The organism is Corynebacterium guaraldiae (assembly GCF_053480195.1).
In genome coordinates, this window is the sequence record NZ_JBRBAU010000033.1 from 1 (window position 1) to 953 (window position 953).

The window sequence follows — 953 nt, forward strand, 5'->3', positions numbered from 1 at the left end:
CGCTTCAGGTGGCGAAACGATGGAAGAAGAGCTCAAGCGTTTGCGCCGCGAAAACCGTGAGCTGAAGCGAGCAAACGGGATTCTTAAGACTGCTTCGGCTTTTTTCGCAGCGGAACTCGACCGACCCACGACCAAATGATCTCTTACATCGACGCGTATAAGGATCAGTTTGGGGTCGAGGCCATCTGCCGAGTCCTTAAACAAGCAGATCGTGGATTCATCACCTCACGCGGCTACCGCAAAGCCACCACACGCGTTCCCAGTGCAAGGACCTTAAGCGATAGCCTTCTCATCCCAGAGATACAACGTGTGCATGCGCAGAATTTCTCGGTCTACGGCATCCGCAAAATGTGGCACGCGATGAACCGTGAAGGCTTTCATATCGGCCGCGATAAGACTGCACGACTGATGAAGCTAGCTGGTGTTTCCGGCCGCAGACGTGGACGAACCCCCGTGACAACGACTAGCCCGAAGAAACCGGATCATCGCCCAGACCTAGTGCAGCGAAACTTTCGAGCACAAGCACCAGGAAGGTTGTGGGTTGCCGACATTACCTACGTTCGCACCCTGTCAGGATTCGCCTACACCGCGTTTGTCGTGGATGTCTACAGTCGAAAGATTGTTGGTGTTGCTACACGCTCAACGATGCGCACCGATGCGCTACCCATGGAGGCCTTGGAGCATGCGTTAACGACTGCAGGGCGAATCCATGGAAACCAGCTGATTCACCACAGTGATCGGGGCAGCCAGTACGTGTCACTGAAGTATTCCACCGCTCTCGCGGAAGCAGGAATACGCCCGAGTGTGGGGACAGTCGGCGATTCTTATGACAATGCACTAGCCGAAACAGTCAATGGTCTCTACAAGGCGGAACTGATTCATGCCCAAGGCCCGTGGACATCGGTCGGAGAAGTCGAACTGGCCACCTTGCGGTGGGTGCATTGGTGGAACAC

At 55.2% G+C, this 953-nt stretch carries 1 pseudogene; it reads left to right on the forward strand.

Going from position 1 to position 953, the window contains the following annotated elements:
- Positions 1–953: pseudogene (locus tag ACUY3D_RS12650) on the forward strand (IS3 family transposase); the annotation flags it as partial.